The organism is Pseudomonas sp. S2_A05 (assembly GCF_054668485.1).
The window spans coordinates 2,362,328-2,387,740 of record NZ_CP162775.1; the positions used below are offsets into that span (position 1 = coordinate 2,362,328).

Annotated in this window: 24 protein-coding genes; 12 read left to right on the plus strand and 12 right to left on the minus strand. The window is 59.2% G+C overall.

Annotation, left to right across the window (positions count from 1 at the left end; genetic code table 11):
• Nucleotides 1-50: 50 nt before the first annotated feature.
• The 3 genes from AB4O12_RS10745 to AB4O12_RS10755 all read right to left on the minus strand — a co-directional run bounded on the left by AB4O12_RS10745 (nucleotide 51) and on the right by AB4O12_RS10755 (nucleotide 2,648).
• Complete coding sequence (locus AB4O12_RS10745; RefSeq protein ID WP_252867820.1) at nucleotides 51-836, minus strand: DeoR/GlpR family DNA-binding transcription regulator; 786 nt, start codon at nucleotides 834-836, stop codon at nucleotides 51-53.
• A 186-nt stretch (nucleotides 837-1,022) separates the two neighbouring features.
• A complete protein-coding gene (locus AB4O12_RS10750; protein ID WP_252867821.1) occupies nucleotides 1,023-2,078 on the minus strand; it encodes an AbrB family transcriptional regulator in 1,056 nt (351 codons plus the stop codon).
• A gap of 147 nt (nucleotides 2,079-2,225) precedes the next feature.
• Nucleotides 2,226-2,648 (minus strand): HD domain-containing protein, encoded by a 423-nt coding sequence (locus AB4O12_RS10755; protein WP_252867822.1) that lies wholly within the window; start codon nucleotides 2,646-2,648, stop codon nucleotides 2,226-2,228.
• A 158-nt stretch (nucleotides 2,649-2,806) separates the two neighbouring features.
• Between AB4O12_RS10755 and AB4O12_RS10760 the strand changes: the two genes are divergently transcribed.
• Entirely contained in the window at nucleotides 2,807-3,238 is a 432-nt protein-coding gene (locus AB4O12_RS10760) for a hypothetical protein (RefSeq protein ID WP_252867823.1), read from the plus strand.
• Nucleotides 3,239-3,308: 70 nt separating this feature from the next.
• On the opposite strand, the gene AB4O12_RS10765 is transcribed toward AB4O12_RS10760, so the two are convergent.
• Nucleotides 3,309-3,593, minus strand: a complete 285-nt coding sequence (locus AB4O12_RS10765; protein ID WP_252884419.1) for a hypothetical protein — start codon at nucleotides 3,591-3,593, stop codon at nucleotides 3,309-3,311.
• A 552-nt stretch (nucleotides 3,594-4,145) separates the two neighbouring features.
• Between AB4O12_RS10765 and AB4O12_RS10770 the strand changes: the two genes are divergently transcribed.
• The gene (locus AB4O12_RS10770) at nucleotides 4,146-4,430 is read left to right on the plus strand and encodes a fructose-bisphosphate aldolase (protein ID WP_406226771.1); all 285 of its coding nucleotides are present in this window, start codon (nucleotides 4,146-4,148) and stop codon (nucleotides 4,428-4,430) included.
• Nucleotides 4,431-4,590: 160 nt separating this feature from the next.
• Here the strand turns inward: AB4O12_RS10770 and AB4O12_RS10775 are convergent, their stop codons facing one another.
• The 5 genes from AB4O12_RS10775 to AB4O12_RS10795 all read right to left on the minus strand — a co-directional run bounded on the left by AB4O12_RS10775 (nucleotide 4,591) and on the right by AB4O12_RS10795 (nucleotide 11,016).
• The gene (locus AB4O12_RS10775) at nucleotides 4,591-5,496 is read right to left on the minus strand and encodes a hypothetical protein (RefSeq protein WP_460061840.1); all 906 of its coding nucleotides are present in this window, start codon (nucleotides 5,494-5,496) and stop codon (nucleotides 4,591-4,593) included.
• A 167-nt stretch (nucleotides 5,497-5,663) separates the two neighbouring features.
• The gene (locus AB4O12_RS10780; RefSeq protein ID WP_011333561.1) at nucleotides 5,664-6,212 is read right to left on the minus strand and encodes a cupin domain-containing protein; all 549 of its coding nucleotides are present in this window, start codon (nucleotides 6,210-6,212) and stop codon (nucleotides 5,664-5,666) included.
• Nucleotides 6,213-6,560: 348 nt separating this feature from the next.
• The gene (locus tag AB4O12_RS10785) at nucleotides 6,561-7,844 is read right to left on the minus strand and encodes an NAD(P)/FAD-dependent oxidoreductase (RefSeq protein WP_041480928.1); all 1,284 of its coding nucleotides are present in this window, start codon (nucleotides 7,842-7,844) and stop codon (nucleotides 6,561-6,563) included.
• Nucleotides 7,845-7,893: 49 nt separating this feature from the next.
• Nucleotides 7,894-9,384 (minus strand): aldehyde dehydrogenase, encoded by a 1,491-nt coding sequence (locus AB4O12_RS10790; protein WP_460061843.1) that lies wholly within the window; start codon nucleotides 9,382-9,384, stop codon nucleotides 7,894-7,896.
• Nucleotides 9,385-9,639: 255 nt separating this feature from the next.
• On the minus strand, nucleotides 9,640-11,016 hold the full coding sequence (locus AB4O12_RS10795) for a glutamine synthetase family protein (protein ID WP_460061846.1): 1,377 nt from the start codon (nucleotides 11,014-11,016) through the stop codon (nucleotides 9,640-9,642).
• Nucleotides 11,017-11,298: 282 nt separating this feature from the next.
• Here AB4O12_RS10795 and AB4O12_RS10800 point away from each other — a divergent pair, with 282 nt between their 5' ends.
• From AB4O12_RS10800 to AB4O12_RS10820, 5 genes are all read left to right on the plus strand, one after another.
• A complete protein-coding gene (locus tag AB4O12_RS10800) occupies nucleotides 11,299-12,060 on the plus strand; it encodes a gamma-glutamyl-gamma-aminobutyrate hydrolase family protein (protein WP_375122346.1) in 762 nt (253 codons plus the stop codon).
• Between the two features lie 369 nt (nucleotides 12,061-12,429).
• Nucleotides 12,430-13,572: an ABC transporter ATP-binding protein gene (locus tag AB4O12_RS10805; protein WP_039763289.1), complete on the plus strand. Its 1,143-nt coding sequence runs from the start codon at nucleotides 12,430-12,432 to the stop codon at nucleotides 13,570-13,572.
• Complete coding sequence (locus tag AB4O12_RS10810; RefSeq protein ID WP_024013334.1) at nucleotides 13,569-14,483, plus strand: ABC transporter permease subunit; 915 nt, start codon at nucleotides 13,569-13,571, stop codon at nucleotides 14,481-14,483. The genes AB4O12_RS10805 and AB4O12_RS10810 overlap by 4 nt, the downstream gene beginning before the upstream one ends.
• The gene (locus tag AB4O12_RS10815; protein ID WP_056789082.1) at nucleotides 14,480-15,352 is read left to right on the plus strand and encodes an ABC transporter permease subunit; all 873 of its coding nucleotides are present in this window, start codon (nucleotides 14,480-14,482) and stop codon (nucleotides 15,350-15,352) included. Before AB4O12_RS10810 ends, AB4O12_RS10815 begins: the two co-directional genes overlap by 4 nt.
• Nucleotides 15,353-15,547: 195 nt before the next feature.
• A complete protein-coding gene (locus AB4O12_RS10820) occupies nucleotides 15,548-16,645 on the plus strand; it encodes a polyamine ABC transporter substrate-binding protein (protein ID WP_024013335.1) in 1,098 nt (365 codons plus the stop codon).
• A 258-nt stretch (nucleotides 16,646-16,903) separates the two neighbouring features.
• Here AB4O12_RS10820 and thpR read toward each other — a convergent pair whose 3' ends face one another.
• The gene (gene thpR / locus AB4O12_RS10825) at nucleotides 16,904-17,443 is read right to left on the minus strand and encodes an RNA 2',3'-cyclic phosphodiesterase (protein ID WP_305381020.1); all 540 of its coding nucleotides are present in this window, start codon (nucleotides 17,441-17,443) and stop codon (nucleotides 16,904-16,906) included.
• Between the two features lie 106 nt (nucleotides 17,444-17,549).
• On the opposite strand from thpR, the gene AB4O12_RS10830 reads away from it, so the two are divergent.
• Nucleotides 17,550-17,744 carry a hypothetical protein gene (locus AB4O12_RS10830; RefSeq protein WP_024013337.1) on the plus strand — a complete coding sequence of 65 codons (195 nt, stop codon included), beginning with the start codon at nucleotides 17,550-17,552 and terminating at the stop codon, nucleotides 17,742-17,744.
• Nucleotides 17,745-17,870: 126 nt separating this feature from the next.
• Here AB4O12_RS10830 and AB4O12_RS10835 read toward each other — a convergent pair whose 3' ends face one another.
• Both AB4O12_RS10835 and AB4O12_RS10840 read right to left on the minus strand, forming a co-directional pair.
• Nucleotides 17,871-19,013, minus strand: a complete 1,143-nt coding sequence (locus AB4O12_RS10835) for an HlyD family secretion protein (RefSeq protein ID WP_041480937.1) — start codon at nucleotides 19,011-19,013, stop codon at nucleotides 17,871-17,873.
• Nucleotides 19,010-20,665 (minus strand): MFS transporter, encoded by a 1,656-nt coding sequence (locus AB4O12_RS10840; protein ID WP_056789076.1) that lies wholly within the window; start codon nucleotides 20,663-20,665, stop codon nucleotides 19,010-19,012. The genes AB4O12_RS10835 and AB4O12_RS10840 overlap by 4 nt, the downstream gene beginning before the upstream one ends.
• A gap of 309 nt (nucleotides 20,666-20,974) precedes the next feature.
• Here AB4O12_RS10840 and AB4O12_RS10845 point away from each other — a divergent pair, with 309 nt between their 5' ends.
• The 4 genes from AB4O12_RS10845 (at nucleotide 20,975) to AB4O12_RS10860 (ending at nucleotide 25,340) form a co-directional block, all read left to right on the plus strand.
• Nucleotides 20,975-22,270, plus strand: a complete 1,296-nt coding sequence (locus tag AB4O12_RS10845) for an OprD family porin (protein WP_016775185.1) — start codon at nucleotides 20,975-20,977, stop codon at nucleotides 22,268-22,270.
• A gap of 256 nt (nucleotides 22,271-22,526) precedes the next feature.
• Entirely contained in the window at nucleotides 22,527-23,366 is an 840-nt protein-coding gene (locus tag AB4O12_RS10850; RefSeq protein ID WP_460061853.1) for an NAD-dependent epimerase/dehydratase family protein, read from the plus strand.
• 44 nt (nucleotides 23,367-23,410) lie between these two features.
• Nucleotides 23,411-24,304: an SMP-30/gluconolactonase/LRE family protein gene (locus AB4O12_RS10855; RefSeq protein WP_460061856.1), complete on the plus strand. Its 894-nt coding sequence runs from the start codon at nucleotides 23,411-23,413 to the stop codon at nucleotides 24,302-24,304.
• A gap of 61 nt (nucleotides 24,305-24,365) precedes the next feature.
• Complete coding sequence (locus AB4O12_RS10860) at nucleotides 24,366-25,340, plus strand: TRAP transporter substrate-binding protein (RefSeq protein ID WP_150634991.1); 975 nt, start codon at nucleotides 24,366-24,368, stop codon at nucleotides 25,338-25,340.
• Nucleotides 25,341-25,413 lie beyond the last annotated feature (73 nt).

The following is a 25,413-nucleotide window of genomic DNA, read 5'->3' on the forward strand; positions in this document are numbered from 1 at the left end:
CTGTGGGAGCGAGCCTGCTCGCGAAGAGGCCCTCAAACCCCACACAAAATTCAATCCGGCAACTGCTCCACCACAATCCCCAACCGCCGATAATCCTCGACATTCCCCGACCCGGGATGCCGCTCGGTAATCAACCTATGCAGGCGCGTGCACGGCGCGACCACAAACGGCTCCACCGCACCCAGCTTGTCTGCCGTAGTCACTGCAATCACCCGCGCTGCACTGTCTAGCATCGCCTGTTTGATCGGCACTTCATCGAAATGCAGCGAGGTAATCCCGACCTCGGGATGAATCGCACACACCCCGGTAATCGCCAGATCCGCCTTGATTCCGGCCAACAGTCGCAGCGCTTCCTGACCACTGGCCGACATCGAATGCGGATTCAATTCACCACCCGCCAGAATCACTTTCACACCTTTATATTCGGACAAGGCAATCGCCGTCAGTGGGGAAGCGGTCACGGCGGTGATGCGGATGTTGGCGGGTAGCGCGCGCGCCACCTGCAAGGTGGTCGAGCCGGAATCGAACAGCACAATCTGCCCGTCCTCGATGTGCTGCGCCGCCAATTGCGCCAGGCGCACCTTGACCTCGTCGGTCTCATCCAGACGCGTGAAGTAATCCTTGCCCGAGTCCTTCGGTCGCGGCAACGCCCCGCCATGCACGCGCTGCACCAGCCCGGCGTTGTCCAGTTCGGCAAGGTCGCGGCGGATAGTATCTTCGGACACCGCGAAATGCTGGCTCAGCTCGGAAGCCATGACCTTGCCGTCACGTTCGAGAAGCAAAAGGATTTTCTGCCGACGCAGGGACGGCAATTCAGCGATGGAGTGATCGTGCATGGTTGTGCCTGTTTGTGCTTGTAGTTGCAGGTTTCAGCGACACTAGCGAAAGTCTCGGGCAAATACAAACGCAGCGGCTATCAATGCTTTCGATCATTGGAATCAACACGGCGAATTTTTTCTTTGCGTTGCGCCTGTTCACAATGGCCCCACTCTCAAAAGCTCAGGATGAACAGCCCATGAATCTCAATTTCGCCTTCGCCTGCATGATCGTCGTGTCGTTCGCGATTGCCTTGGGCCACGCCTGACCTGCACCAACAACGCCGGGGCAAAATGCAGCAGCACCATCCGGCTCAGATGATGCGTCAGGATAAACACCACATTCAGCCCGCCGCCAAACGCGACAATCGCAATCGTCTCGATCGCGCCCGGCATGTACGCCAGCCAAAGGGACAGCGGATCACCGCCCAGCCAGCGCGCAGCCACCTCGGCAAACACCGCTGCAACGACGATCATCAAACCCACCGAGACCAACGCCGTGCGCCCATGCCGCGCCAGCTCTGCGATGCCGAGTCCCTGAAAACGTGAGCCGATGCGCACGCCGAGAATCAGTGCGGCCAGGTTCAGGCTCCACTCCGGCATGTGAAAACCGTGCAGCCATCCCGACTTCACAAATACAGCGGTTATGAGAATCGCGGTAAGCATGAATGGTGCCGGGACGCCGACCAGCAACAACAGGCGGCCGAGCAATACGCTCAAAGCGATGACTGAGCACGCGGTCAGCGCCATGCCTGTGGTCAACGGATCGCTGGCCACTTCAGCCACCGCTGCTTGCCCGGGAATGAGCAAACTCACCAGTACGGTGATCAACAGCAGCCGCATCAGATGCACGATGATGACTTTGCTCGAAGCCTTTTCCGACTCAAGCAAATCGAACACTGCGGCCAATGCGCCGGGATACACCGCCAGCAGTGCATTGGTGCGATTCCATCCGGCACCGCGTGTCAGCCACCATCCGGCGAGTGCAATTTGTACGGTCAGGCAGATCAGCAACACGCCAAGGCTGGGCAGCATCGTCGTCGCCGTTTCGCTGTCCCATGCTTCGAACATCAGCCCGGTGGCGATGCCCAGCGTGACCTGGATGTAGCCCAAGCCATAAGGAGTTGCCGGGGCGATGCCGGTTTTGCTGGCAAACAACGCGGTAACGACAATCGAGCCCAGCAGCAAGCCGTGGGGTACGCCTTCAAACTGCAACAACGCGCCAAAACCAGCCGCAATCAACAAGCACACAATGGATTTCATGGTTCGCCTTCCTGGCTATTTATCTGACACACCACCATTCCACTTGTGGGAGCGAGCCTGCTCGCGAAAGCGTCCTGCCAGTCACAGATAAATAACTGATCTATCGCCTTCGCGAGCAGGCTCGCTCCCACAAGAATCCAATACGTCTTACATACGCAAGCGTGCAATCGCCCGCCGATATTTCTCGATCCGCTCCAGATCCTCCCAACTCGGCGAGGCGATCCGCGAGATATCGCTGTTCTCTTCCAGATCCGCCAGCTTCACCACCCGGCCGATCGGGTTTTGCGCGGCGCGGTCGACAAAATCCTCGTAGGACTCACCGGACACTTTGGTCACCGCCGCAATCGCCGCCAGCACCTCTTCGCTGAATCCTTCCCCGCGCAAATCATCCAGACTCACCCCACAATCCTCGACCACATCGTGCAGCACAGCGACGATGCGTTCTTCCAGCGTATTCATGCGCAACATGACTTTCAGCGGATGCAGAATGTACGGCGCCCCGCCCTTGTCCACCTGCCCGGTGTGGGCCGTGGCGGCAATGGCGATAGCGCGTTCGAGGGTTTGGGCCATGGGAATCGAATCCTGCGCTGTATGTTTCTGATTGTTGCGCAGTGTACGCGAAGATCGCTCAGCGCAAACCGATTGAACCTTGCCCGCCCTCGCCACCTCGAAACCAGACAAGCGCCAAATCACCGATCAGACGCGGCGCCATTGGAGAGGAATTGCCGATGAAAACCCGACTGCTGCTCCTGATCGCCACGTTTGCCATCATCCCCACCTGTGTCATGGCCGAAGGCTGCGACGTGCAGACCCGCTCCTCCAGCGCCTCGGTGCCAGCGGTGGAAACCCACAGCTGCTACGAATACGAAGGCATGCCCGTGGACTCCATCAACTGGTCCTGCAGCAACGAAAGCAAGGACACCCTCAACGCCACCAAGAAAAAAGTCGATCGCTGCGATGACCACTACCAGGCCACCTGCACCGCCCGCCTCACCCAGGAATCCCTGGCCAACCCGCACTCGACCAGCAAAGACAAAAGCGCCAAACCGCTGAACATGCCCGACAACGCCAAAGTCACCACGTATTACTACAACGGTGAGCACTTGGCGCAGGCGAAGATTGATTGTGAAAACAGCGGCGGGAACTGGAAGGCTAAGTAACCTCGGTCATCGAGGATTGCCTGACAGAGAGCCCGGCTTGATGCCGGGCTTGCTGTATCTGCAAACAGCTTCAACCTTGACCAGCACCGCTGCTGGTGCCGCTGTCGTTCGATTGCTTCGAACCACTGGGCTTGGAACCCGAAGGTGTAGAGCCGTCATTGTTGGTGGTGTTGCCCTGTGTGCCTTTGGGCACGGTGGCACCGTTGGAATGAATATCTTCCGGCGCACTCGGGTTGGTCTGGCTGTTGCCGTCGTTGGCGGTGGGTGCCGGGGTGTCGCTGGCGGCTGTCGCGTAGAGCGAGGTGGCGGATAACAGCGTGGCTAGCGTCAGTGCTGCGAGTTTGACTGGGCGCATGTTGGCGGTTCCTTTGCGGGGGTAAGGTATGCATTGGAATCAGGCGAGCGGCGAAAATGCAGAGGGGCTGACGAATGGCAATGTCCACAAACTTCAAATTCTGAAAAATGCGTAGGAAAACGCACCGCTTGGCGAGGGAGCTTGCGACTGATGGGCTGCGAACCGGGATCAATAATGGTTAATCCATTTCGTTAGCAACGCTATACGGCCCAAATTACGCTGACTCCTTATAAAAGGTTGAAGAAGCCCGGTCGCTACAAGCAGCGGTTCTGCGTCCTACAGGCCGGTTGCGACAGGCGAAATCACTGCCTAAAGTGAACCCGTCGCCGACCTCAGTTGGCGAAAGGGTTTCGCAGCCCTAGCGAGTTAAGTTCACACCCGGCAAAATACGGCCCGGCAGCATGCCTGTGCTTCATTTAATGGCGGCTGTGCGTGGGAGACCTTCGGGTCTGCCGGGTCTTAGCTCCTCGGTCTGCGAACCCGCGCATAGCTGCCACCCACCTCGTTTCGCAGCGAGCGGTGGCAAATTCCTAATGAGCTAAAGGTGTTCCGATGAACCATCCGCCACTTCACCACTATTCACACATGTCTCACCCCGCCACGGAGCAACCTGTCCTCCTCATCAACGAAGACGCACCGCTACGCGACCTCCACGCCTGTCTCTCCGAACGCCTCAACGCCGTTCTCAAATACCTCGACCTCATCGCCTGCACCAGCCTCCCCGACTATGCCGAACACGACATCAACACCGTCACCAACATCGCCAGGATCATGGTTCAGGATGTTAGTGATGTGTTTCGGGTGATTGAGCGTCGGGGGTTTGATTCTCTAGTTTGACTCGTGTTCTCTACTATCGAAGCAAGTTAATTTTTCCACGCTCGAGAGATTTAGATCCACAAAAATCAAACGAAAGCTACCCCACGTAACCGCTCCCTAGGGTGACAGATCACTTTTCATATTGAATCGTGTCACCCTTTGCTTATTGTGAAACCAGCCATCAATTCTCAGCCTTCAACCTGCGGTCAGTATCCTGCATTATCGCAATGAACATCGGAAACCCTTCCCCAGACGGCGAGTCAGCAAAATACTTTTCATGCTCTCTAAAATCATTGAAAAAATCGACAACCTTATCTAGATCTATACTACCTCGACCCTTGCCTGCCATATGACCAGATGCCATGCGCAAGACATCATTGACGATAGATGAAAACCCCCCTGCTTTACTGTCTGCGGGCAGATAAGACACGCCGGCTCCGAGAGTCAATAACCGATAAAAAAAGAAGCCAAAATCATGCGTATGATCCACTTTCCAAGGGCTTAATCGCACCCTTACCTTCTTACTGTCTAGAAGAAGCAAATATTGGAAGGCAGTGGAACGGCCCTCACTCCAATCCGGAAAGTCCCGTATCGGAGAAACGCAATTGGTCAATTCCCAAAAGGAGGAGTGTCTATATTCAAAGCCGTCGTCAAAATCGTAAAGCCATTGCTGAGTTAAGTTATCGATGCACTCCTCTTTTTTAGCTTGAAAAAAAGTCGAGCGAGACGCGATCACAGTTTTATTGCAATCGACAAAAACAGATATAAAACCCAAGTCAGCGAGCTCGCATTGTTCCGTAGGGTTTGTGCCTTTTCGCAATTGAACGTTCGAACTCTTACGCCTGACATAAGGCCGCTGATGTGTAAATGCGGCGGCAAATTTTAAAACATAACGATTCTGAGCCAAATTGAAATTCGAAGCTAAAGTAGAGTTCAGATAGTCAACGCCCTTACCTTGATCCATTGCAAAGCTTCTTACCAGATTGGGCTCGCTAACCGTAAAGTCGCAACTCTCCCAAGCCTTGCCCGCATCAGCAATGATTTTTTTCTTATAACCTGAAAGCTCGTCAATCAGCTCAAGCTCCATTTGAGATCTAGACATAATCAATCCCTAAGAAAGGATATAACCGGAGAATTTTTCTACGCAAAGCGCCAGCGATCACCGTCAACATTACAAACGCTGGGACGAGGCAGGCTAAGAAACCGCATGGCGATATTGGATAATCACCATCCGCCGTCAATATTTTAGGCTTTTCAAAAATTCGCCGGCGTATTCGCACTAATAATCTCCGCCTCATCCGCCCCGATATTGCGAAACTTATGCGGCAACGTCGTCGGAAAGTAATAACCATCCCCGGCACTCAGCACACTCACCTGCCCGTCCACGGTCAGTTCCACCGTGCCGCGCGTGACCAGCCCGCACTCTTCGCCTTCGGCATGCACGATCGGCTCTTCGCCGGAGCTGGCGCCGGGGGCGTATTGTTCGCGGAGCAGGCGCATCTGCCGGCTAGGCACGGAAGCGCCGATGAGCAGCAGACGCAGGCCATGGCGGCCGAGGTCGGGTTGTTCGTTGGCGCGGAATACGTATTGGTGTTCGCGTGGGGGCTGGTCGAAGGTGAAGAAGTCGGCCAGGGACATCGGTATGCCTTCGAGCAGCTTTTTCAGCGAGCTGACGGAGGGGCTGACGCGGTTCTGTTCGATCAGCGAGATGGTCGCGTTGGTCACGCCGCTACGCCGGGCGAGCTCGCGCTGGGAGAGTTTGTAGCTTTCGCGTACTAGTTTGAGTCGAGAACCCGTATCCATGACAGCCTTATGTAAGAGCGACTTAAGGGCGATGGGGGTGGGTGGCGGGTGACGCGCAGGTCGCGCGGATCACGTTGCTCCCGTGTCCCGGAACCGTGAAAGGCGGCTATTAAATCACGTTTGCCGGTGTTGCTCAGCAGGTTCGATGGATGGTGCGGCAAAAGTCCTGTTGGCCTTGGCAATACAGCCACTGTGGGAGCGAGCCTGCTCGCGAAAGCGTAGTGTCTGGCGAATCGATGTCGCCTGATATGGCCTCTTCGCGAGCAGGCTCGCTCCCACAGTGGACATCAGTGGTTTTGCATAAGTGAAAAACCGACGAGGTCTTTCGGACCGCCGCCGGGAAGTAAGTCAGACGCCGAAACGGTCGCGCAGGGAGTAGTAGACGGCGCCAAGCGCGGTAAGCGGTGCGGAGAAGGTGCGGCCGCCGAGCATTGGCATGTGCGGCAGCGAGGCGAAGGCGTTGAAGCGTTCGGCGTCGCCGCGGATCATTTCCGAGATCAGTTTGCCGGCCAGGTGCGAGCAGGTGACGCCGTGGCCGCTGTAGCCCTGCATGTAGTAGGCGTTCTTTTCGATGCGGCCGAATTGCGGCATGCGCGACATGGTCAGCAGGAAATTGCCGGTCCAGCGGTAGTCGATCTTCACGTCCTTGAGCTGCGGAAAGGTCTTGAGGATCTTCGGCCGGATCAGCTGCTCGATATCGTCCGGCTCCCGCGCGCCATACACCACGCCACCACCGTAAAGCAGGCGGTTGTCAGCGGTGAGGCGGTAGTAATCCAGCAGATAGTTGCAGTCCTCGACGCAGTAATTATTGGTGATCAGGCTGCGCGCCTGCTGCTCGGTCAGCGGTTCGGTGACGACGATCTGCGAACCACACGGCATGCTTTTCGCGGTGACGCGATTGTCGAGGCCTTGCGGCAGATAAGCGTTGCCGGCAATCAGCAAATATTTGGCGCGGACCAGACCTTTGGCGGTGCGCACGCTGATCGGCTCGCCGTAGGTGATTTCCACCGCCGCCGACTGTTCGTAGATCTTGCCGCCCAAACGCACGATGGCAGCGGCCTCTCCTAGCGCCAGATTCAACGGATGAACGTGGCCACCCTGCATGTCCAGCAAGCCGCCAACGTAGGCGTCGGAGCCGACTTCGCGACGAATATCCGCTGCATCGAGCATCTTCAGATTGCGGTTGCCGTAGCGTTCCCAGTTGCGCTTCTGCTCTGCCAGGCCATTGAGTTGTTTCTTGTTCATCGCCGCGAAGATGCCGCCCGGGCGATAGTCGCACTTGATGTCGTAATCCTTGATGCGCGAACGAATGATATCGGCGCCTTCGAAGATCATGCTGCCGAGGATTTCTGCAGTCTTGTCGCCGTAGCGCTCTTCGATGACATCGACGTCGCGGCTGTAGGAGTTGACCAGTTGGCCGCCATTGCGACCGCTGGCGCCGTAGCCGACTTTCGCCGCTTCCAGCACCGTGACTTTGTAGCCGGCTTCGCTGAGGAACAGCGCGGAGGACAGGCCGGTATAACCGGCGCCGATGATGCAGACGTCGCAGTCCAGCGCTTCTTCGAGAATCGGGAAGTCGATGACTTCGTTGCGGGTGGCGGCGTAGTAGCTGTTTACGTGTTGCTGTTTCATAGGTTTCTCCGAGGGCCGCCAACCAGGGGCGGCCGCCGCTGTAAAAGAGTCAGAGCTTGATCCAGGTCGCTTTCAGTTCGGTGTACTTGTCGAACGCATGCAGCGATTTGTCGCGACCGTTGCCCGATTGCTTGAAGCCACCGAATGGCGCGGTCATGTCGCCGCCGTCGTACTGGTTGACCCAGACGCTGCCGGCGCGCAGGCCGCGGGCGAAGGTGTGCGCCTTGCTCAGGTTGCTGGTCCACACCCCGGCGGCGAGGCCGAAGATGCTGTCGTTGGCGATCTGCAGGGCTTCTTCGGCAGTGTCGAAGGTGATCAGCGACAGCACCGGGCCGAAGATTTCTTCCTGAGCGATGGTCATCGCATTGGTCACGCCGTCGAAAATCGCTGGCTGCACGTAGAGGCCGCCGGTTTCTTCGAGGGTGCGTTGACCGCCGGCAATCAACTCGGCGCCCTGCTCGCGGCCGATGCTGATGTAGCGCAGGACGTTGTCCAGTTGACGCTGGTCGACCACGGCGCCGACGGTGGTCGCCGGATCCAGTGCATGCCCCGGTTTCCAGGCTTGCAAGGCTTCCACCAGCAGCGGGATGAACTGTTCGCGAATCGAGCGCTCGACCAGCAGACGCGAGCCGGCAGTGCAGACTTCGCCCTGGTTGAAGGCGATGGCACTGGCCGCCGCTTGAGCAGCTGCGCGCAGATCCGGTGCGTCGGCGAACACCACGTTCGGGCTTTTGCCGCCAGCCTCAAGCCAGACGCGTTTCATGTTGCTTTGGCCCGCGTAGATCATCAGTTGCTTGGCGATCGCCGTGGAGCCGGTGAAGGCCAGCACGTCGACGTCCATGTGCAACGCCAGTGCCTTGCCGACGGTGTGGCCGTAGCCCGGCAGCACGTTGAACACGCCCTTTGGAATGCCCGCCTCCAGCGCCAGTTGCGCGATGCGGATGGCGGTCAGCGGTGATTTTTCCGAAGGTTTGAGGATGAACGAGTTACCCGCCGCCAGCGCCGGGGCGAACTTCCAGCTGGCCATGATCAGCGGGAAATTCCACGGCACGATCGCCGCGACCACACCCGAGGGCTCACGGGTGACGAGGCCAAGTTGGTCGTGCGGGGTGGCGGCGACTTCGTCGTAAATCTTGTCGATGGCCTCGGCGCTCCAGCGGATCGCGTTGGCGGTCGCCGGGATGTCGATGCTCATCGAATCGCTGATCGGCTTGCCCATGTCGAGGGTTTCCAGCAGTGCCAGTTCTTCCTGGTGCTGCAGGATCAGATCGGCGAAGCGGATCAGCACGCGCTTGCGCTCGGCCGGGGCTTTTTTCGCCCAGATGCCGGAGTTGAAGGACTGGCGCGCGGCTTCGACGGCCAGGTTGGCATCGGCTTCATCGGTGCTGGCGACGGCGGCAAGAAAGCGGCCGTCGACCGGGCTCAGGCATTCGAAGGTGTCGCCGCTGATCGCCGGGCGATATTCACCGTTGATGAAGGCGCGGGATTCGATGGACAGAGACTGGAAGCGTTGTTCCCAGTCGTTGCGGATTGTGGTCATTGTTTTGAGCTCGACAAGGGGGAATTTGGGGGTTGGTCTGGTTGCTTTGTCTGGCCGGGAATCGCTGCCCTCACCCTAGCCCTCTCCCAGAGGGAGAGGGGACCGATCGGGGGATGTCTGGTAACTGCGCCGACCTGAAAAATCTTTGCCGAATCCATCATCGACTGGATCGTTCAGGTCGCCGGATATCTCCAGACGACGCGGTCAGTCCCCTCTCCCCTCCGGGAGAGGGTTAGGGTGAGGGGCTTTTGATCTTCAGACCGTATGCAGATACCAGTTGTACTCAAGGTCAGAAATCGAGTTCTCGAACTCGGCCAGCTCGCTTTCCTTGCACGCGACGAATACGTCGATGTACATCGGGTCGATGTAGCGCGCCATGACTTCGCTGTCGTCGAGCTCGCGCAAGGCGTCGCGCAGGTTGTTCGGCAGGCTCTGCTCGTTCTGCTCGTAGCTATTACCTTCGACCGGGGCGCCTGGCTCGATCTGGTTGGTAAGCCCGTGGTGGATACCGGCCAGCACCGACGCCATCAGCAGGTACGGGTTGGCATCGGCACCGGCGACGCGGTGCTCGATGCGCACGGCGTCCGCTGAACCGGTCGGCACGCGCACGGCCACGGTGCGGTTGTCGATGCCCCAGCTCGGCGAGTTCGGCACATAGAACTGTGCGCCGAAGCGGCGGTACGAGTTGACGTTCGGGCAGAGAAACGCCATTTGCGCCGGCAGGGTCTCGAGCACACCGCCGATCGCGTGACGCAGTGCGGCGTTCTGCTCGGGATCCTCGCTGGCGAAGATGTTGTTGCTTTCTTTGTCCAGAATCGAGATGTGCACGTGCAAACCATTGCCGGCCTGGCCCGGATAAGGCTTGGCCATGAAAGTCGTGTCCATCTCGTGGTCGTAGGCGATGTTCTTCACCAGACGCTTGAGCAGGACCGCGTAATCGCACGCCTTGATCGGGTCGGAGACGTGATGCAGGTTGACTTCGAACTGCGCCGGGGCGCTCTCCTTGACGATGGCATCCGCCGGGATGCCCTGCTCTTTCGCGCCTTCAAGGATGTCTTGCAGGCAATCGACGTATTCGTCGAGATCGTCGATCAGGTAAACCTGGGTCGACACCGGACGCTTACCGGATACCGGTGAACGTGGCGATTGCGGACGGCCATTCACGTTGTCCTGGTCGATCAGGTAGAACTCGAGTTCGAACGCCGCGCAGATGGTCAGGCCGAGGTCGTCGAATTTGCGCACAACGTTGGCCAGTACTTCACGCGGGTCGGCGAAGAACGGCTGACCTTCGATCTCGTGCATGGTCATCAGCAGTTGAGCGGTCGGGCGTTTTTGCCACGGCTCGATGCTCAGGGTGCCGGGGATCGGGTAGCAGATGCGATCGGCATCGCCGATATCCAGGCCCAGACCGGTGCTTTCCACCGTCGAGCCGTTGATGTCCAGCGCAAAGAGCGACGCCGGCAGGTTGATGCCTTTTTCGTACACCTTATGAAGACTGGTGCGTTCGATGCGCTTGCCGCGCACCACACCGTTCATATCCGCAATCAGAAGGTCGACGTACAAAACCTCAGGATATTTCTTAAGGAATGCGTTGGCTTCGTTGAGTTGAACGGTACGCAGAGGGACCGACATGATGCACCTATTTAGCTGTTAATTATTATGTTCACCACCGTGTTGCGCAGCCAGTCAATCCGAAAGGCAAAGTGAAGTCAATAGCGAACACCCTGCCCTGCAGCCTTTATTTTTCGGGCTTTTCTTAACACTCTCGAGCCATATCCGCCGGAAAATCCCGGTAAACCTAAGCGATTTGATGAACGGCGTTTAGAATTTTTTACATGACAGTTGTTAATTAAAATCAACGAGGCTAAGCTCCGGAAAAGCTCGTTCAAGTGACAGACTTCGAGGTGAATAAAAATGGCATTCAAGCCATTGATCGGCGTTACTGCGTGCGTCAAACAGATTGGCCTGCACCCCTATCACATCAGCGGCGACAAGTACGTACGTGCTGTCAGCGTTGGCGCTGAAGGGTTGCCAGTGGTCATTCCTTCCCTCGGCAACTTGACTGAAATCGAAGACCTGCTCGGTCAACTCGACGGTTTTTTGCTTACCGGCTCGCCCTCGAACGTGGAGCCCTTCCACTATCAAGGCCCGGCCAGCGCCCCCGGCACGGATCACGATCCGGCCCGCGACGCCACCACCCTTCCTTTATTGCGTGCAGCCATCGCGGCGGGCGTTCCGGTGCTCGGCATCTGCCGTGGTTTCCAGGAGATGAATGTGGCGTTCGGCGGCAGCCTTCATCAAAAGGTGCATGAGCTGCCCGGCATGCTCGACCACCGCGAAGCCGACAGCCCGGATGTGGCCGTGCAATATGCACCGGCCCATGCGGTCAGCGTGATCGCTGGCGGCGTGTTCGAAGCGTTGGGGCTGCCCGACAAATTTCAGGTCAATTCGATTCACAGCCAAGGCATCGACCGCCTCGCTCCCGGCCTGCGTGCTGAAGCCGTGGCGCCGGACGGTTTGATCGAGGCGATCTCGGTCGAGCACAGCCCGACCTTCGCCCTCGGCGTGCAATGGCACCCGGAATGGCAAGTGCTGGACAACCCGAACTACCTGAAGATTTTCCAGACGTTCGGCGCAGCGTGCCGGCAACGGGCGGCGAAGCGCAACCAACGCTGACTCAACCCAAGAATCCATAACGATTTACTGCCCCCACGGACGTCGGGTGTGCCTGCGCACATCCGTCATTCGTGAACAGCGACACCCGTAATAACAACAAGTACGACCCAGGCAGCCAGGACGGCGGCGCCGAACAAGCCGGATCGGTACGGACAAAGGCCACTCAGGTCAACGCATATCCCCTGTGGGAGCGAGCCTGCTCGCGAAAGCGGTGTATCAGCAAACGATGATGTCGACTGACACTCCGTATTCGCGAGCAGGCTCGCTCCCACAGGTTCTGCGCCAGCTGACAGGCATTCCGGACCGTTCCGCAATCCACTTAAGCCCGGCCACATTGGCCAGGCACACGACACCTGTTGGGAGTTTCACATGGCAAACGCCTCCAGCACTTACCGCAAGGCACTCGAAGGTCATCAGCAACCGAAAAAGGTGCTGGTGAAAGTCGATCGTGTCACCAAGAAGTTCGACGAAACCGTGGCCGTGGACGATGTGTCCCTGGAGATCCATCAGGGCGAAATCTTCGCGCTGCTGGGCGGTTCCGGTTCGGGCAAATCGACGCTGCTGCGCATGCTCGCCGGTTTCGAGCGGCCGACCGAGGGGCGGATTCTGCTCGATGGCGTGGACATCACCGACATGCCGCCGTACGAGCGGCCGATCAACATGATGTTCCAGTCCTACGCGCTGTTCCCGCACATGACCGTGGCGCAGAACATTGCCTTCGGCCTCAAGCAGGATCGTTTGCCGGCCAGCGAAATCGATGCCCGCGTCGAAGAAATGCTGCGGCTGGTGCACATGACCCAATACGCCAAGCGCCGCCCGCACCAGTTGTCCGGCGGCCAGCGTCAGCGCGTGGCCCTCGCCCGCTCGTTGGCCAAACGGCCGAAACTGTTGCTGCTCGACGAGCCGATGGGCGCGCTGGATAAAAAGCTGCGTTCGCAGATGCAACTGGAGCTGGTGGAGATCATCGAGCGCGTCGGCGTGACCTGCGTCATGGTCACCCACGACCAGGAAGAAGCCATGACCATGGCCCAGCGCATAGCGATCATGCACCTGGGCTGGATCGCGCAGATCGGCAGCCCGGTGGACATTTATGAAGCGCCGGTCAGCCGCATGGTCTGCGAATTCATCGGCAACGTGAACGCCTTCGACGGCACTGTGGTGGAAGATCTGGAAGGCCACGCGATCATTCACAGCCCCGACTTGCAGCAGAAGATCTATGTCGGTCACGGCGTCAGCACCTCGGTGCAGGACAAGTCGATCACCTACGCCATCCGCCCGGAGAAAATGCTCGTCAGCACCACCCAGCCGGAGTTCCGCTACAACTGGTCCGAAGGCAAGGTGCATGACATCGCCTACCTCGGCGGCCACTCGGTGTTCTACGTCGAGCTGCCCGGCGGCAAGATCGTCCAGTCGTTCATGGCCAATGCCGAGCGGCGTGGCGCGCGGCCGACCTGGGACGACAAGGTCTACGTCTGGTGGGAAGACGACAGCGGCGTGGTGCTGCGCTCATGAGAACTTTCAATCAGCAATTCTTGCGCCTGGTGCCCAGCGGACGAAAACTGGTGATCGGCATTCCGTTCATCTGGCTGTTCCTGTTCTTCATGCTGCCGTTCTTTCTGGTGATGAAGATCAGCTTCTCGGAAGCCGCGCTGTCGATCCCGCCGTACTCGGAGATCTACACCTTCGCCGAACAGAAATTCCAGCTGCTGCTGAACATCGGCAACTACACCCTGCTCGGCGAAGACGAGCTGTACCTGTCGGCATATCTCGGCTCGCTGAAGGTCGCGGCATTGAGCACGCTGATGTGCCTGGTGATCGGTTTCCCGATGGCGTACGCGATCACCAAGACCGGCAAGGAAACGCAAAACGTCCTGCTGCTGTTGATCATGATGCCGACCTGGACGGCGATCCTGATCCGCGTGTATGCGTGGATGGGCATCCTCAGCAACAACGGGTTGCTCAACGGATTTCTGATGTGGACCGGACTCACTGACCACCCGATCGAGATCCTCAACACCAACACTGCCGTCTATATCGGTGTGGTTTACGCCTATCTGCCGTTCATGGTTCTGCCGCTCTACGCCAACCTCGTCAAGCACGACAACAGCCTGCTGGAAGCCGCGCAGGATCTGGGCTCGAGTAACTTCAACAACTTCTGGAAGATCACCGTGCCGCTGGCCAAGAACGGCATCATCGCGGGCTGCATGTTGGTGTTCATTCCAGTGGTCGGCGAGTTCGTGATTCCGGAACTGCTGGGTGGCCCGGAGACGCTGATGATCGGTCGCGTGCTGTGGCAGGAGTTCTTCAATAACCGCGACTGGCCGGTGGCTTCCGCGCTGGCGGTGGTGATGCTGTTGATCCTGATTGTGCCGATTCTGCTGTTCAACCGCAGCCAGGCCAAAGAGATGGAGGCACGGGGATGAAACGCTTCAACTTTTCCAAGTTCATGCTGATCTTCGGCTTGATGTTCATTTATCTGCCGATGCTGATTCTGGTGATCTACTCGTTCAACGCCTCGAAGCTGGTGACGGTGTGGGGTGGCTGGTCAGTGAAGTGGTATGTCGGCCTGCTCGACAACACGCAACTGATGGGCTCGGTGCTGCGCTCGCTGGAGATCGCCTGCTACACCGCGATTGCCGCTGTGGCACTGGGGACGCTGGCGGCGTTCGTGCTGACGCGGGTGACGCGCTTCAAGGGCCGCACGCTGTTTGGTGGTCTGGTGACCGCGCCGTTGGTGATGCCGGAAGTGATCACCGGTCTGTCGCTGTTGCTGCTGTTCGTGGCGATGGCGCAACTGATCGGCTGGCCGCAGGAGCGCGGCATCGTCACCATCTGGATCGCCCACACCACGTTTTGTGCAGCCTATGTCGCGGTGGTAGTCTCCGCGCGCCTTCGCGAGCTGGATCTGTCGATCGAAGAAGCGGCGATGGACCTCGGCGCCAAACCATTCAAGGTGTTTTTCCTGATCACCATTCCCATGATCGCGCCGTCGCTGGCCGCCGGCGGAATGATGTCGTTTGCCTTGTCGCTGGACGATCTGGTGCTGGCGAGTTTCGTTTCCGGGCCGGGCTCGACGACGCTGCCGATGGAAGTGTTCTCGGCGGTGCGCCTGGGCGTTAAACCCGAGATCAACGCCGTGGCCAGCCTGATTCTACTGGCGGTATCGCTGGTGACTTTCCTCGTCTGGTATTTCGGCCGCAAGGCAGAGGCCAACCGCAAACGGGCGATTCAGGAAGCGATGGATCAGACCGCGAACGAGTCGTGGCAGCAACCGGCAACGGCGACTGCCTGAGCAACACCGATGAACAACTGTGGCGAGGGGATTTATCCCCGTTGGGCTGCGAAGCGGCCCCTGCAGTTCTACCTGAAGACTCCGTATTCAGGTTTTGCGACTGCTACGCAGCCGAGCGGGGATAAATCCCCTCGCCACAAGGTTCAAGTGCACCGAGCTTTTGTGTTTTTGAATAAGAAGAAGGGAGTTGTACCGATGAAAATGTTTGGCAGGACTCTGCTGACACTGTCCTTAATGGGCGCGATGGTCATGGGCGCCCAGGCCAACGACAAGGTGCTGCGTGTTTACAACTGGTCCGATTACATCGCGCCGGACACCGTGAAGAAATTCGAAGACGAGACCGGCATTCGCGTGACCTACGACGTCTTCGACAGCAACGAAACCCTTGAAGCGCGCCTGCTCGCAGGCAAATCCGGCTATGACATCGTCGTGCCGTCGAACAGTTTTCTGGCCAAGCAGATCAAAGCCGGCGTCTACCAGCCGCTGGACAAGTCGAAGCTGCCGAACTGGAAGAATCTCAACCCGGTATTGCTGAAAAACGCTTCCGCCAGTGATCCGGACAACGCGCATGCGTTCCCGTACATGTGGGGCTCGATCGGCATCGGTTTCAACCCGGCGAAGGTCAAGGAAGTGCTCGGCGCCAACGCCCCGACCAACTCCTGGGACTTGCTGTTCAAACCGGAGAACGCGGAAAAACTCAAAGCCTGCGGCATCAGCTTCCTCGATTCGCCGACCGAGATGCTCCCGGCCGCCCTGCACTACCTGGGCTATCCGGTGAACGACAAGGACAAGGCGCACATCGCCGAAGCCGAAGCGCTGTTCATGAAAATCCGCCCTTACGTGGCGTACTTCCATTCCTCGAAGTACATCTCCGATCTGGCTAACGGCAACATCTGCGTGGCGGTCGGTTACTCCGGCGACGTCCTGCAGGCCAAGGCCCGCGCGGTGGAATCGGGCAACAACGTGGTGATCGACTACAGCATTCCCAAGGAAGGCGCCGGCAGTTTCTACGACATGGTCGCCATCCCCCGTGATGCGGCGAACGTCGACAACGCCTACCTGTTCATGGATTTCCTGATGCGCCCGGACATCATCGCCGAAGTCACCAACAGCATCGGCTACAGCAACGCCAACGCAGCGGCCACGCCATTGGTGGACGAAGCGATCCGCAACGAACCGGGCTCGTATCCGTCGCAAGCGGTGATGGCGACGTTGTATGCAGTGCCGGATCAGCCAATTGCCACGCAGCGGATCATGACGCGCGGCTGGACGCGGGTGAAGCTCGGTAAATAAAAACACCAGTCAACACTGATAAACCCTGTGGGAGCTGGCTTGCCAGCGATGGCGGTGGGTCAGACAACGATGACGCTAGATGCGCTGGCCCCATCGCTGGCAAGCCAGCTCCCACAGGTTTTCGATCGAATTCGGACATTGCCAGATTTCCGTTCACGCAGCGCCTTACCACCGCTGCACCCTGATCTGAACGGCCTCACCCGGCTCCCTCGGCTCGGGTGAATTTGCAGGCGCCTTCGGGCGCCTTTTTTTGTCCGTTCAGATCAGCGGCCAGTCCTGCACAACTCGATAGCGGCCCTTGTGCGATTCGAATAAGCCGAAGCGTTCAGGGCGCAGAAAGAACTCCGGCGGCGTGCGCGCTTCCGGCTCCGGCGCGCGGTACTCGCGGGCCAGCGTCAAGTGCGGACGGAACTCGTGGGTGGGTTGTTCAAAACCGAACGGCAGCATCGCCTGCTCCAGCGCGTAAACCAGGCGCAACAGCGCCGGCGGTGCCTGCTCGGGCGCCAGCGACAGCACACCGGCGCGATGCCAGACCTGCAAGCGATCCAGCTCAATACGCAACGTTTCGCCCGGAATACGCACACTGCCCGCTGCTTCGCAGACGCCGTGAATCTGCGCCAACGGCACCGCACCGAGGAACAGCAGAGTCAGATGAAAGTTATCCGCCGGCACCGGTTTGCCGCTGCGCAGGCCCAGCTCCGCGCGCCACTGGGCGATTGCCTTGCGCTGCGCCGGCGGGCAATCCAGGGCAAAGAACAGCCGCTTTGCAGGTTCATCCTTGCGCACCCCATCAATCATTGCCCTGCCCCCTGTTCGTCATGATCACGCAGATTCTACACAGCCTGTTCTGACGACTCGCGACAGGAAGCTATAGTTCAGGGATTGCCATCAACCGGAGGCTGCCATGCGCGAGATCCTCAGCAAAGAACCCTGGTGGGCCCGGCCACCACATCCCGGACAGGACGAAAGCGAACTGGAATGGGGCTGGCTGGTGCATTACAGCGAAGGCGAACCGCGCTTCGAATTCGTCCGCGAGAGGCCCAGCGACGAGCAGATTCGCAACCGCAAAAGTTGCCGGGTCACCCCCTCGCCCGAATGAATAGAGCCCCGTGAGCACTAATCCTGTGGGAGCGAGCCTGCTCGCGAAAGCGGTGTGTCAGATAAAGAAATGTTACTGATACGACGCTTTCGCGAGCAGGCTCGCTCCCACAGGGTTATGCATTGATCAGTGGGGTTGGGTGTCGCCGGCGGCGGTGTCGATGCTGACAACAACTGACATCCCCGGCCGCAAGCGTTCTGCTTCCTGCTGATCGGGATCGATGGTGATGCGCACCGGCACGCGCTGGGCGATCTTGACGAAGTTGCCGGTGGCGTTGTCGGCCTGCAGCAAGGCAAATTCCGAGCCGGTGCCCGGCGAAATATGCTGCACATGGCCGGTGAATCTGCGGTGGTTCAAGGCGTCGACGGTGAAGCGCACCGGTTGCCCGACACGTACGTTGGCCATCTGGGTTTCCTTCATGTTGGCGATCACCCATTTCTGGTCCGGGACCAACGCCATCAACTGCGCGCCGGAGTTGACGTAGGCGCCGAGGCGCACGCCGATCTGCCCGAGCTGGCCGTCGCGCGGGGCGACAATCCGCGTGTTCGACAGATCGATCCGCGCCAGTTGCACCGCTGCTTCAGCACTGGCCACGGCGGCTTCCAGCGAGCCGCGATTGACGATGACCGTTTGCAGATCCTGCCGGGCAATTTCCAGATTGGCCTTGGCCTGCGCCACAGAAGCCGTGCTCTGCGCGTTGGCAGCAAGGGTCACGTCGAACTCGCGTTTGGACACCGAGCCGTCGCGCACCAGTTCCTGATTACGCCGCAGATCGGCCTCGCTCTTGCGCAACTGCGCCTGGCTGTCGGCCAACACCGCCTGGCGCAATTTGATCGTCGCTTCAGCGCTGTTGCGTTGCTGCACGACGTTGGCCAGCCCGGCCTTCTGCACTGCCAGTTGTGCCAGGGACTGGTCGAGGCGTTGCTGATAAATGCGGTCGTCCAGACGCACCAGCAGATCCCCGGCCTTGACGTACTGGAAGTCCTGCACCGGCACCTCGAACACATAGCCGCTGAGCTGCGGGCCGATGATCGTCACCTGCCCGCGCACCAAGGCGTTTTCGGTGGTTTCGACCGCACTGCTGAACGGCGGCAGTTGCCACGCATACAGCACGATCAGGACACCGACGATGGCGATTGCGGCAAAGCCCAGCGAAGAAATGATCCGCACCCGCAGCGAACGCGGCGCGGTATTGGGTGACGATGGCGGCGCCTCACCTTCAGGCGTGGCGGCAATGGCATTGGTAGTTGTGGTGGTCGGTTCGGTCATGAAGAAGTGGCACCGCTGGGTGGTACGGAAGGTGTCGGTTCAATGGCTTTGGTGGTGCTCATCAGCCACAACGCGCGAATCGAAAGCCAGATCATGGTCAGGACGGCAATGACCGCGATCAGCATGAAGACATCGTTATAGGCCAGCACGTTCGCTTCGCGTGTCGCCGCATTGGCGAGACTGCGCATGCCGGCCAGATTGCGCAGGCTCGGGTCGGCGAGCAAACCGCCGTAGGCCGAACCGCCGCTCTGCACCCGCGCGGCCACCAACGGGTCGGACATCACCAGATGATCGACGATGTGGCTGGAATGGTACTTCTCCCGCACGATCTGAAAAGTGCCGAGCAACGCCGCGCCGAGCAGTCCGCCGAGGTTATTGCAGATCCCGAACAGCACGGAAAAACTCACCAGGTTGCGCGGATTGGTCAGCACGTTACGCGTGCCGAAGACCATGGTCGGGCCGAGAAAAAACGTACTGCCGAACGCCAGCAGGAACTGGCTGAAGTAGAGATTTTGCGGGCGGGTCAGGTTGTTGGAAAAACTGTCCATCACCGAACCGGTGGCCATCAGCGCCAGCGAGATGATCAATGGCATCAGCAAGTGTTTGGGGTCGATGGTCAGTGCGCTGGTGGCAAGCCCGGCGATACTGCCGATCAGCATCACCACATACAGACTGTGCAACTGCTCATAGCCCATGTTCAGGTTCTGCATGAAGCCGACCGCGCCGGTGGATTGCTCCGAGGTGACCATGCGAATCAGGGTCACCGCCAGCGCCAGGCGAATCATCGTTCCGCTGCCCAGCCAGCGGGTCATCAACATCGGGTTGCTGCGATTGTGCTCAATGGCCAGGCCCATAATGATCAGCGCGATCGAACAGGCCAGCGCCACGCCGATCCAGTCCGCCTCCAGCCACCAGTCGATGCGCCCCAGCGACAGCACCGCGCACAACAACGCCACACCGGTGGCGAGAATGGCGAAGGTCAGGAAGTCGAGTTTTTCGAAGGTCTTGAAGCGGTCACCGGGCGGCAGCTTCAGCAGCAACACACAGCCGAGTGACAGCAGGGCCATGCCCAATTCGAACAGGTACAGACCGCGCCATTCGGCGATCTGCAACAGGTCTTCGGAAAACAGCCGCGCCAGCGGTAACGCCAGTTGCGACGTGCCGAGGCCGAGTACCAACGCTTTGAGCCGCCACTTCGCCGGGAACGCCTGCACCATGTAATACAGACCCAGCGAGCTCAGCGCCGCACCGACCATGCCGTGGGCAGCCCGCACCGCCACTGCCGAGTTGAGATCGTTGACGAACAAATGGCCGAAGGTCACCAGCGCATACAGCACCAGAAACACTTCGGTGAACGCGCGCAAGCCGAATTGCTGGCGAAACTTCACCAGCAGCAGGTTCATCGACACGTTGGTCATCACATACGCCGCCGGCAACCAGGCCATTTCCGCCGTGGTCGCGCCGAGCGAGCCTTGCAGGTAAGGCAGGTTGGCAACCACCAGCGAGTTGCCTAATCCACCGGTCACCGCCACCAGCACGCCAACCGCCGCGTACGCCAGGCGCTTGGGCGTGGAGTGCAGCGGTGTCGACGGAGAACCGGGCAGGCTGGGCTTTTCGTGGGGTTGCCAGTTGCGCGGGGCGTATTTATCCATGGAGCGGCCTGGTGCTGGGGGTGAGGGAAGTTTGCCGCAATTTCACGGGCAACACACGACTCGACAGACACCAAGGAACCCTGTGGGAGCGAGCCTGCTCGCGAAAGCGCTGTGTCAGTCGACAACTTCATTGATTGAAAGTCCGCATTCGCGAGCAGGCTCGCTCCCACATGGGTTCGGCGTCGCACGGGAGGTCATCGTATAACTTCCAGTTGACAATCCCTGAAAATCTGGGAAATATCCGCATCGATGTTGTACGACGACGTATGACAAATAATAAAAACAACAAACGATCCAGGGAGCGTCACAGTGAGCCCACTCGCCCGCAATTCCGTCCGCCCTTCACGTTTTGCCCATTTCAAGCCGCGTTCGACCCTCAGCCTGATCGGTTGCAGCAGCCTAGCCCTGGCCCTGCCCATGAGCGCTGATGCCGAAGGCTTCCTCGACGACAGCAAAGCCACGCTGAACCTGCGCAACGCCTACTTCAACCGCAACTTCGTCAACCCGGCCTATCCGCAGGGCAAGGCTGAAGAGTGGACACAGAGCTTCATTCTCGACGCCAAATCCGGCTTCACCCAAGGCACCGTCGGCTTCGGCCTCGATGTGCTCGGGCTGTATTCGCAAAAGCTCGATGGCGGCAAAGGCACTGGCGGTACACAGTTGTTGCCGATTCATGATGACGGTCGCCCGGCCGACAATTTCGGTCGCCTCGGCGTGGCGCTGAAAGCCAAAGTCTCGAAGACCGAATTGAAGGTCGGCGAATGGATGCCGGTATTGCCGATCCTGCGCTCCGACGACGGCCGCTCCCTGCCGCAGACCTTTCGCGGCGGCCAGATCACGTCCACCGAGATCAACGGCCTGACCGTTTACGGCGGCCAGTTCCGTGGCAACAGCCCGCGCAACGACGCGAGCATGGAAGACATGTCGATGAACGGCCGCGGTGCATTCACCTCCGATCGCTTCAACTTCGGCGGCGGCGAATACAGCTTCAACGAAAAACGCACGATGGTCGGCGTGTGGTACGCCGAGCTCACCGACATCTATCAGCAGCAGTATTTCAACCTCAGCCACAGCCAGCCGATGGGCGACTGGACGCTGGGCGCTAACCTCGGTTTCTTCACCGGCAAGGAAGACGGCAGCGCTCAGGCCGGCGACCTCGACAACAAGACCGCGTTCGCCCTGCTCTCGGCGAAATATGGTGGCAACACCTTCTACGTCGGCCTGCAGAAACTCACCGGCGACGATGCCTGGATGCGCGTCAACGGCACCAGCGGCGGCACCCTGGCCAACGACAGTTACAACGCCAGTTATGACAACGCCAAAGAGCGCTCCTGGCAGGTGCGTCACGACTACAACTTCGTTGCGCTGGGCGTGCCTGGCCTGACCCTGATGAACCGCTATATCAGCGGCGATAACGTACACACCGCCACCACCAACGACGGCAAGGAATGGGGCCGCGAATCGGAGCTGGCCTACACCGTGCAGAGCGGCCCGCTGAAGAACCTCAACGTGAAATGGCGCAACGCGACCATTCGCCGGGACTTCAGCACCAACGAATTTGACGAGAACCGGATCTTTATCAGCTATCCGATTTCGTTGTTGTAACGGTTGGCGGTTTGCCCTGTGGGAGCGAGCCTGCTCGCGAAAGCGCCGGACCAGTCGACTTGTTCTGACTGGCACAACGCCTTCGCGAGCAGGCTCGCTCCCACAAGGGGATTGCATTGCAAGGCAGGTATCGGGTGTTGAAAAAATGAATCGCCCCTTCCGTCATCTACACCAAAAGTCGCGTTGACAAGATCCGGAAACCCTACCGATACTTCAGCGCAGTCATACGACAACCTACAACAAACCTAATAACAATGTGTTCAGGGATTGCCATGACGTCTACCTCTACCCCCGCGCTCCTTTCAATCGCCTGCTGCTGACCGGTGCCGCCGGAGGCCTGGGCAAAGTCCTGCGCGAACGCCTGCGCCCTTATGCCAAGGTGCTGCGCCTGTCCGACATTGCAGCCCTCGCCCCGGCCGTCGATGACCACGAAGAAGTCGTGCTCTGCGACCTCGCCGACAAGCAAGCCGTGCATCAACTGGTCGAAGGAGTCGATGCGATCCTGCATTTCGGCGGCGTTTCGGTTGAGCGGCCGTTCGAAGAAATCCTCGGCGCCAACATCTGCGGCGTGTTCCACATTTACGAAGCGGCACGCAAGCACGGTGTGAAGCGGGTGATCTTCGCCAGCTCCAACCACGTCATCGGTTTCTACAAACAGGACGAGAAACTCGACGCCATATCTCCACGCCGCCCCGACGGTTACTACGGCTTGTCCAAGTCCTACGGCGAAGACATGGCCAGTTTCTACTTCGATCGCTACGGTATCGAAACCGTCAGCATCCGCATCGGCTCCTCGTTCCCCGAACCGCAGAACCGCCGGATGATGCACACCTGGCTGAGCTTCGACGATCTCACGCAACTGCTCGAACGCTCGCTGTACACCCCAAATGTCGGCCACACCGTGGTCTACGGCATGTCCGCCAACAAAGACGTCTGGTGGGACAACCGCTACGCCAGCCACCTCGGTTTCGAAGCCAAGGACACCTCGGAAGTGTTCCGCGACAAGGTCGAAGCGCAACCGATGCCAGCCGACGATGATCCGGCGCGGATCTATCAGGGCGGCGCCTTCGTCGCAGCAGGCCCGTTTGGCGATTGATCGCTCGACTTGATCCCCCTCCAATAAAAACCATGGGAATGAGTATGCAAGCCGAATTGATCGTCGACGCCCGCAACGCGGTCGGTGAAAGCCCGGTCTGGGTGCCGCAGGAAAACGCCCTGTACTGGGTCGATATTCCCAACGGCGGGCTGCAACGCTGGAGCGCTGACACCGGGCACGTCGCCTCGTGGAAAGCCCCGCAAATGCTCGCCTGCATCAGCCGCCACCGCAGTGGCGGCTGGGTCGCCGGCATGGAAAGCGGTTTCTATCGCCTGCACCCGCACAGCGACGGCAGCCTCGACAGCGAATTGCTCGCCACCGTCGGGCACAGCCGCGCGGACATGCGCCTCAACGACGGTCGCTGTGATCGCCAAGGTCGTTTCTGGGCGGGCAGCATGGTGCTGAATATGGGCCAGAACGCGCCTGAAGGCCGGCTCTATCGCTACGGCGCCGGGCAGACTGGCGTGATCGAAGCGCAGCTGGATGGCTTCATCGTACCCAACGGCCTCGCCTTCAGCCCCGACGGCAAAACCATGTATCTGTCGGATTCGCACCCCAACGTGCAACTGATCTGGGCCTTCGATTACGACACCGAGACCGGCACGCCATCGAATCGCCGAATCTTCGTCGACATGAATCACTTCCCCGGCCGCCCCGATGGCGCTGCCGTGGATGCCGAAGGCTGCTACTGGATCTGCGCCAACGACGCCGGCCTGATTCACCGCTTCGCCCCGGACGGTCGTCTGGATTTTTCACTGGAAGTACCGGTGAAGAAACCGACCATGTGTGCCTTCGGCGGCAGCAACCTGGACACCTTGTTTGTCGCCTCGATTCGCCCCGGCGATGACCACGATCCGCAATCCCTGGCCGGCGGCGTGTTCGCCCTGAAGCCAGGCGTCAAGGGCCTCGCCGAACCGCAATTCAACGATTTGCTTTAGACCCTCTGCTGCACCGCTGCGCCTTGAACACAAAAATAACAAGACTGGAGACTCACCCCCCATGAACTTCAAACGCACCTTGCTCGCCGCTGCACTCCCGCTGATGTTCACCTTTGCTGGTGGCGCTCAGGCAGATATGAAACTCAAATTCGCTGATATTCATCCAGACGGTTACCCAACTGTGGTGGCCGAAAAGAGCATGGGCAAAACGCTTGAAAAGGAAACCAACGGCGAGCTGACCTTCCAGTACTTCCCGGGCGGAGTGCTCGGTTCCGAGAAGGAAGTCATCGAGCAGATGCAAGTCGGCGCGATACAGATGTCCCGGGTCAGCCTGGGTATCGTCGGCCCCGTGGTGCCGGATGTGAACGTGTTCAACATGCCGTTCATTTTCCGGGACCAGCAACACATGCGTAACGTCATCGATGGCCCGGTGGGCGATGAGATTCTCGACAAGATCACCAACTCCGAATTCAAATTGGTGGCCCTGGCGTGGATGGACGGCGGCACGCGCAACATCTACACCAAGAAACCGGTGCGCAAGCTCGAAGACCTCAAGGGCATGAAAATCCGCGTACAAGGCAACCCGATGTTCATCGACATGATGAACGCCATGGGCGGTAACGGCATCGCCATGGACACCGGCGAAATCTTCAGCGCCCTGCAAACCGGCGTGATCGACGGCGCGGAAAACAACCCGCCGACCCTGCTCGAACACAACCACTTCCAGAACGCCAAGTTCTACAGCCTGACCGGTCACCTGATCCTGCCAGAGCCGATCGTGATGTCGAAAATCACCTGGGAAAGACTCACTCCGGATCAACAGAAGATGGTGAAAACGGCGGCCAAGGCTGCCCAGGCTGAAGAACGCGTGTTGTGGGACAAGAAGTCCGCCGCCAGTGAAGAAAAACTCAAGGCCGCCGGCGTCGAGTTCATCACCGTTGACAAGAAACCCTTCTACGACGCCACCGCTCCGGTACGTGAAAAGTACGGTGCGAAGTACGCAGATCTGATCAAAAAGATCGAAGCCGTTCAGTAACACCTCCCGCTCCGTACTCATGAAAAAGGCCCGGCGCGCCAGCGGTTCAGGCGCGCCCGGTTACGGTGGAACC